This is a genomic window from Gammaproteobacteria bacterium (genome assembly GCA_013817245.1).
GTDB lineage: Bacteria > Pseudomonadota > Gammaproteobacteria > HTCC5015 > HTCC5015 > JACDDA01.
The window spans coordinates 39,627-47,887 of record JACDDA010000009.1 but is presented as its reverse complement, the minus strand read 5'-3'; the positions used below and the strand labels follow the sequence as shown (position 1 = coordinate 47,887).

Below are 8,261 nucleotides of genomic sequence, written 5' to 3'. Positions count from 1 at the left end.
ATCCGTCCATTTCGGTGCCGGTTCATTCGGGATATGGCACGCTTCGCAGACGTTATCACTGGCCGGATGCACCAACGGATCCGTCGGCTTGTTCCGACCCGTATCACTCGCGCTGTGGCAGCCGCTCGTGCTGCAGCCATTGGTGATACCAGTGTGGTCGAAACCTCTTACAGGTAACCACGCCGTAGTGCTGTGACAAACGCCGCACTCTTGTGTCGTCATCACGTGATCAGGTTTTTTACCTTGGGCTGTTATGTTGTCGTGGCAACTAGAGCAAACACCCATCACTTGCGTATGGTCAACTCTGCTTGCAGGCGTCCACATTTGCGTTACGTGGCAACTTCTACAGTCACTACTAGACCGAATATGATTGTTATCTTTACCCGTTGCGATCGTACCTTGATGGCAGCTTACGCAAGTGCCTCTAACGAAATCGTGATTAACTCGAACATCGTGCCAAGAATCAGTGTTGTGACAAGCGACGCATTCTGTAGACGCTGGAATATGCGTTTCTGAAATCTTGGTTTTAGCACGGCTCGCTTTATTAGTTTCGCGAGCACCGACACCATGACAATCAACGCATTTATTAAGCGTATCTTTAAATACAGCATTGAGATGACATTCCGCACAACCCACTCGTTTATGCGCACCTTCCAGCGGGAACCCGGTTGAGAAATGCTCAAAGCTAATAGCCGGCTTAACAACAGCTTCTGCACTAACAGCAGGCTTAGCAACGGCTTCCGCGGCCATAACGGGTGAGATGGTTAAAAATGAAATGATAATTAAACAGACGCACGCAAAAAAGCCAGCGCTAAACCTAGAGGCTGGTTGTTTAATCGTTTGTTGCGACAGCTTACTCACTCACTCATCTCTTTATGTCGCTAAATTATCATTGCCATATCATCTGGTAGATAACCTCTTCATGCTAATAACACCCATCCCATTTCTCCCCCGGTACATCACTTCGAAATTTGTTTCACTTTAGGATTCAAGCGAAAAAATTCACCTAAATCATAAAACGACGTACTTAAATGGCACTGACTACAATCTTGACCAAATTCACGATCATGGATGTCATCCCCTTGATGGCATTCATAACAACCAGAACGAATTCGGATATCGGCGGCTTTTTTCACGCGCTTGGTATGACAACCTTCGCACACCAAATCTTTATGCGCGCCCGTCAATTCAAATTTAGTTTGTTTATCATGGTCAAATAACCACAACCGCCAACCATTTGGGTTGTGGCACGACAAGCAGTCTTCGCCTAATCCACCCGCGTGATAATCATCTGTTTTATGGCATGAAATACAACTGGTAGGAGTGCCACGAAACTCTGTAGAAACATGACAATCTTCACATGGCACAACTTCATGCATTCCAACTAAAGGGAAACGAGTTAAACCATGATCAAACATTACCTTCGCGCGCCAACCCACTTCACTGTGGCATTTTTCACACTTATCACCTTGGCCGCCGTTATGAACATCATCGGCCAGATGACAATCGATACATTCTTTAGAAAGCGGCGCATGTAAATCACCGCGATGACACGCTTCACAATTGATTTCTTTGTGCTTGCCGCGAATAGGAAATTTAGTATCGACGTTATGATCAAACGTCAGTTGCTTCCAACCTTTAGTGCTATGGCATTTTTCACATTGCGTCCCGTTGCGACCTGCATGTTCGTCATCTTTACGATGACAGTCATAACAAACCGAACCATCAAGTTCTTTGAATGTTTTAACGCCATGACAAGCATCACATTTAATTTGTAAATGCTTGTGCGTAAGCGGGTAATCCGTGTCACGCGTATGATCAAAACTAACTTTGTTCCAAGCTTGCGGATGATGACAACGGCCACAATTGTTTTCCATTTGACCACGATGCACATCATTTAACTGATGACAATTCACGCACTTATCCGGTGTTTTTTTATAGCGCTCGCCAGGATGGCAAGTGGCGCAAGGCGCATCTATATGCTTGCCTTCGAGCTTGTAACCGGTGTCGTCATGATTAAATTTTTGTTTGCCCCAGCCATCTTCAACATGACACTTGCCGCATTCTTTACCTAACGAACCTTTATGCCGATCATCTTTTTCATGACAATCAAAACACTTTGCAGATGCTTCGCGGTGTAATTTATTTTCTTTATGACAGCGTTCACACGCTAACGTCGTATGGCGGCCTTTTAGAGCAAAATCAGTAATGCTGTGATTAAATGTCTGAACATCCCAAGCAATAATACTGTGATCACGACCTTCATGCTCTGTATGACAAACCACACAAGTGGCTTTGCCATCCGACATAATACGGCCATGATAGCCACCCTTCGCCTTCACGTCCGCCGCCACTTCTTTGTGGCAATCCATGCACAACGCGTCTTGCTTACCCTTATTTAAACTGTAATGACATTTATCACAATCGGTTTCAAATTTAGCATGCGCATTACTCACCTTCCCCGGCATGATCAAAATCGCACGCCAGTTGGTTTCTATTGCTACTGATTGTCCAGTCCATGCCAACATCATCAAAGCCAGCCACCCATATCCAACTATATTCCGCCAGCACCGCGTCTTTTGCAGCACGCTGGTTTTATCAAAGCTTCTCGCATACAACATTGAGCTTTATAAAATCCTATTTCTTAGTAAACGTGAACGGCGTACACATGAAACACCGCCGAAAACGCCAATAAAATAAATAAAGGCAGATGCACAACATGCCACAGCGCAAATAAACGCTCGTACAAACCAAATTCAGTAATGCGCACCAGCGTTAACAAATAATGGCGGCAGTAAATTAAAGCTTTCCTACCGTAATCTTTTTGCATCGCTTTATTCCAGCCATGTTTACTGGCTTCGTGCTCCAAGGCATCACCAATTTGTTGTTGCGCTAACACATAGATTTTTTTCGCTTCTACATGCACGCGGTACATACGCATAAAACCTTCAACTGAACCATGTACAGGTGCCAAGGACATTGCTTCTAAGGTTGTCATACGGCCTTGAACGGTAGGCACTAATTTAATAACCAAATCAAACTCAGTGCGCGCGTCTTGTTGCTCGTCATTTAATTCTTTTAGAGTGATTTTGCGGCCGTAAAGACCATGATGAATTTTTCGATAGATGTACCGACCGACCAACCCGCTCCCTACAACCAGTAGCATGGATGTTAAGGCGACCATGCTGTTAGTAGAGCCAACATGAAAGTTAGTGTGGAAAATGATCGCCGTGGGGCCCAAAATCCCCATGATCATATGTATGCGAAACCAGTACTTAACTTGACCCCAATCACGGATCACGCTCCAGCGCTTCCGCAAAGGGTAAAGCAATAACAGTATCATGGTAGTAAGCCCAATAATGCCTAAAGCATAACCGAGACCATATTCGGCATGGATGTAATACTCATCACGGTTTTGCCATCCTATATATAGTGCTGACAGCACCACAATGGCAAAAATATAAATACCCGCGCCCATAACCCAAGAATCTTGAGAGGCTTGTGCAGCAGCCTGATGTGCCCGCGCTTTTTCAGCGGCGGACAAGCCAGACTCTAATTTATCACTCGTTGCTGCCATAAAACGGCACTCCACAGATTAACGTCGTATCTGCGAGGGAAACCCCACTCGCGACTTCCATTTTTGCGGACATCTTTCTTCGCGTTGTAAAGATGTTACATTCAGATGACAAGGTCAAATACCTCATGGAAGGGGGCAAGATAGATGAATAAATGTTCAAAAACAAAAAAACTGATTAACCAACATTTAACCAAATGATGAACTTGCGTTAAGGCAAAAAACTTAAAACTGGCTTTTTATTTGAAATAAAATAAACAATTGTTCATTTATCTCGCAGATTACATTAATCTCGCAAATATTAACCAGTTTTCATAGAGCACGCACTTAAGGAATTCAGCAAACATAATTCCTACTTAATTAATAGCTGAAAAATGCTCATTAAAATTTCTCCTTATCTGCCGCGATTGAATATCCGTCGGATTGTTAGATAAAACAAACCGCTATAATGCGTTATGAATTCAGATCAACTCCATCGTTATAGTCGCCAATTACTCGTTCCCGAATGGGGATATATGGGACAACAACGCATTCAACAAGCGCATGTGCTTATTTTTGGCATGGGCGGCTTAGGCTCAGCGGCTAGTCTGTATTTAGTTGGCGCTGGCATTCAACGCCTCACATTGGTTGATCCAGACCATCTGGATATCAGCAATTTACACCGTCAAATACTGTACCGTGAAAGCGACATTCCACAGGCCAAAGTCTATGCAGCACGCGCGCAATTACAGGCGCTTAATCAGCATTGTGAAATTAATATCATACAAGATACGCCAAACACTGCCGCGTTACTGGCTTTAGTTCAACAGGCAGACGTAGTACTCGATTGCACTGATAATTTTGCTGCACGTTTTGCCATTAACCACGCCTGCGTACACGCGAGCAAACCATTGATATGTGGTGCAGCAATTCGCACCGAAGGTCACCTATGCGTACTTAACGCTACGATCAACAGTCCCTGTTACTGCTGCTTATATCCCGATGCCGGCGCAGATACCGAAAGCTGTGCGCGTAATGGCATATTAGGCCCGGTAGTGGGCATGATTGGTACAGCACAAGCTTTAGAAACCCTAAAGTTGATCGCACAATGTGGCGAAGTCCTTGACGGCAAACTTGCCATCTTCGATGCACTGCGCTTTCATTGGCGCAACATTACTATTCAAAAAGATCAGGCATGCAAGATATGCGGTATTGCTTAGTCACTATCAATCAATGCACAGATATAAATGTTACAAACAATTGCTATACACGCCTAGATACTGCTTTAATGCTGCGTTAATTCAACATTGAAAACCACTATGACTATTCGCATTACTCGGCCTCTAGCAACTCATCTATTAACATTGGCACAACAATCTTCCACTCAGCCCATCTGTGGTTTAGTCGGGGCTCAACATGCACATCCTCGAACTGTATATCCACTCAATACAGCACAATCAGATGACATACAAACCACAGTAACTAGTTTGCAACAACAAAATGAAACCTTATTTGCGGTGTATTATTCGCATCCACAACAAGCAGCGATTCCCTCAGTACAAGATATCACGCAGCTTCAGTTGGACAATTTATCGAATCCTTATTACTTAGTAATTTCGCTCAATATTAAAGGTGTATTAGAAATGCGCGCATGGCAACGAGTTGGCCAAGAATTTGATGAAGTCGAACTGACGGTTTAAAACAATCAAAAAAATCCAGCAAAACTATTTTTGCTGGATTTTTAATTGAATTGATAAAAGGAGTTTAATAGTTTTTCTTAAGTATCTAATTTTTGTTTAAGTAATTCATTTAAGTAACCGGGGTTAGCTTTGCCTTGCGTAGCTTTCATCACTTGGCCCACAAAAAAGCTCCATAACTTTTCTTTACCAGCACGGTATTGGGCTAATTGATCAGGATTGTCCGCCAATATCTGATCGATAATCGCTTCAATTTCACCCGTGTTCGACATTTGCTGCAGACCTTTAGCGGCAATAACAGTGTCTGCATCACCCTCACCCGCTAACATTGTCTCAAAAACTTCTTTAGCCATTTTGTTGGAAATGGTGTTATCGCTAATACGGCGCAATAAACCTGCGAGTTGTTTTTCGGTAATGGCAAATTGATCAATGTCGAGATTTTGTTTATTTAAATTCGCCGCCACTTCGCCCATTAACCAATTCGCAGCTAATTTAGCATCACCACCCGCTTGCACGACCGCTTCATAATAATTCGCCCATGCCCGACTTGCGGTTAAAAAATTCGCGTCATACATACTCAAAGCATACGTCGTTACAAAACGTTGTTTTTTTGCATCAGGTAACTCGGGCAACTGACTGCGCACTTGCTCAATAAAATGCGGCTCAATCAAAACGGGCAATAAATCGGGATCCGGAAAATAACGATAGTCATTGGCTTCTTCTTTAACACGCATCGAGCGCGTTTCATCTTTGACCGCATCATACAAACGAGTTTGCTGAATTATTTTTCCACCGCCTTCAATCACATCAATCTGACGTTCCACTTCAAAATTAATCGCGCGTTCTACAAAACGAAAAGAGTTCAGGTTTTTTAACTCAGTCCGCGTACCAAATGCAGCTTGGCCTAGCGGTCGCACCGACACATTCGCATCACAACGAAACGAACCTTCTTGCATATTGCCGTCACAAATTTCTAAATAACGCAGCAATGCGTGTAATTTTTTTAAATACGCAACCGCTTCTTTCGCCGAACGCAATTCAGGCTCAGAAACAATTTCCAACAAAGGCGTACCGGCGCGATTTAAATCAATGCCTGTACATCCTTGAAAATCTTCATGCAAAGATTTGCCTGCATCTTCTTCTAAATGCGCACGCGTAATATTAATACGCTTAGCCTCACCATTTTCTAATTCAATATCTAAATAACCACCGGCCACAATCGGTTGTTCATACTGAGAAATTTGATAACCTTTCGGCAAATCAGGATAAAAATAATTTTTCCGCGCAAATACGGAACGCGCCGCAACGTTTGCATTCACCGCTACACCAAACCGCGTCGCCATGCGCACCACTTCTTGATTCAATACCGGCAACACACCAGGCAAACCTAAATCTACCGCGCAGGCTTGCGTGTTCGGCGCAGCGCCATACGCTGTTGCTGCACCCGAAAATATTTTACTTTTGGTTGCTAACTGCGCGTGCACTTCCAGACCAATCACTACTTCCCATTGCATAAACGCAACCTTTAATAAAATATTACTGTTGATACTTAATCAATAAACGCGGTCGGCATACGACGATGCCAATCGGTACGTTGTTGATATTGATGCGCCGTATTTAATAAACGTGCTTCATCAAAATAATTGCCAATTAATTGTAAACCAACCGGTAAACCTTGGCTAAAACCCGCCGGAATGGACATGCCGGGCAAACCCGCTAAATTAACAGCGATGGTATAAATATCGGATAAATACATAGCCACAGGATCGTTGGCTTTTTCGCCTAATTTAAAGGCCGTGCTCGGCGCTGTCGGACCCAAAATAACATCCACTTGCGTAAACGCTTGTTTAAAATCTTCGCTAATTAAACGCCGTAACTGTTGGGCTTTTAAATAATATGCATCGTAATAACCTGCCGACAACGCATAAGTGCCGATCATGATACGGCGTTGCACTTCTGCACCAAAACCTTCGCTGCGTGAACGACTGTATAAATCATTTAAATCGTGTGGATCTTTACAACGATAACCAAAACGCACGCCATCAAAACGTGACAAGTTCGATGAACACTCGGCAGGTGCTACTACATAATACACCGGCACTGACAAAGCCATATTGGGCAAACTAATCTCAACAATGTGCGCACCCGCCGCTTCAAATTCTTTGATCGCCTGCGCAATGACATTAGCAACATCGCTATCTAAACCGGTAGCAAAAAATTCTTTAGGAATGCCAATGCGTAAATCTTTTAAAGAATGATTTAATTGCGCAGCATAATCGGGCACCACACGATCAACCGACGTAGAATCTTTTTCATCAAAACCGGCCATCGCGCTTAATAACAAAGCGCAATCTTCCGCGGTTTGCGCCATCGGTCCCGCTTGATCAAGACTGGATGCAAACGCAATCATGCCCCAACGTGACACCAAACCATACGTGGGCTTTAAACCAGTAATGCCGCATAACGCGGCAGGTTGACGAATCGAACCACCCGTATCAGTGCCGGTTGCAGCAGGTGCTAAACGTGCAGCAACCACGGCGGCTGAACCACCTGATGAACCACCGGGTACGCGCGCGACATCCCACGGATTTTTTACCGGCCCGTAAAAACTCGTTTCGTTAGATGAACCCATGGCGAATTCATCCATATTGGTTTTACCTAACATCACCATACCCGCGCTTTGCAAACGCGCAGTTACCGTGGACTCATACGGCGCAATAAAATTATCTAACATGCGCGACGCGCAACTACTGCGCACGCCTTCCGTACAAAAAATATCTTTATGCGCTAAAGGAATGCCTAATAAAGGTGAAGCATTGCTTGCGGCTTTGCGTTGCGCATCCGCGGCTTTAGCCGTCACTAAAGCGGCTGCATCGGTAATCGTAATAAAAGCATTTAAGCTGGGATTATGTTGTTGAATGCGCTGCAAAAAGTGCTGCGTTAATTCAGCGCTTGAATAGTGGCCTGACCGTAAGCCCGCTGACAACTCAGCTAGCGTGGCCGTGTGCATA

At 44.1% G+C, this 8,261-nt stretch carries 7 protein-coding genes; 2 read left to right on the top strand and 5 right to left on the bottom strand.

Translation table 11 applies throughout. The features are described 5' to 3' along the window. The 3 genes from H0W44_10400 to H0W44_10390 all read right to left on the bottom strand — a co-directional run. A partial coding sequence (locus H0W44_10400; GenBank protein MBA3582845.1) for a hypothetical protein occupies nt 1–861 on the bottom strand: 861 nt, incomplete at its 3' end. 98 nt (nt 862–959) lie between these two features. Then, a complete protein-coding gene (locus H0W44_10395) occupies nt 960–2,531 on the bottom strand; it encodes a cytochrome C (GenBank protein MBA3582844.1) in 1,572 nt (523 codons plus the stop codon). Between the two features lie 113 nt (nt 2,532–2,644). After that, on the bottom strand, nt 2,645–3,577 hold the full coding sequence (locus H0W44_10390; GenBank protein ID MBA3582843.1) for a hypothetical protein: 933 nt from the start codon (nt 3,575–3,577) through the stop codon (nt 2,645–2,647). Between the two features lie 452 nt (nt 3,578–4,029). Here H0W44_10390 and H0W44_10385 point away from each other — a divergent pair, with 452 nt between their 5' ends. Together H0W44_10385 and H0W44_10380 are read left to right on the top strand one after the other, a co-directional pair. Further along, nucleotides 4,030–4,773: a HesA/MoeB/ThiF family protein gene (locus H0W44_10385; protein ID MBA3582842.1), complete on the top strand. Its 744-nt coding sequence runs from the start codon at nt 4,030–4,032 to the stop codon at nt 4,771–4,773. Between the two features lie 99 nt (nt 4,774–4,872). Then, entirely contained in the window at nt 4,873–5,253 is a 381-nt protein-coding gene (locus H0W44_10380) for a Mov34/MPN/PAD-1 family protein (protein ID MBA3582841.1), read from the top strand. A 77-nt stretch (nt 5,254–5,330) separates the two neighbouring features. Here the strand turns inward: H0W44_10380 and gatB are convergent, their stop codons facing one another. Further along, nucleotides 5,331–6,764: an Asp-tRNA(Asn)/Glu-tRNA(Gln) amidotransferase subunit GatB gene (gene gatB, locus H0W44_10375; protein ID MBA3582840.1), complete on the bottom strand. Its 1,434-nt coding sequence runs from the start codon at nt 6,762–6,764 to the stop codon at nt 5,331–5,333. Nucleotides 6,765–6,799: 35 nt separating this feature from the next. Then, nucleotides 6,800–8,260 carry an Asp-tRNA(Asn)/Glu-tRNA(Gln) amidotransferase subunit GatA gene (gene gatA, locus H0W44_10370; protein ID MBA3582839.1) on the bottom strand — a complete coding sequence of 487 codons (1,461 nt, stop codon included), beginning with the start codon at nt 8,258–8,260 and terminating at the stop codon, nt 6,800–6,802. Nucleotide 8,261 lies beyond the last annotated feature (1 nt).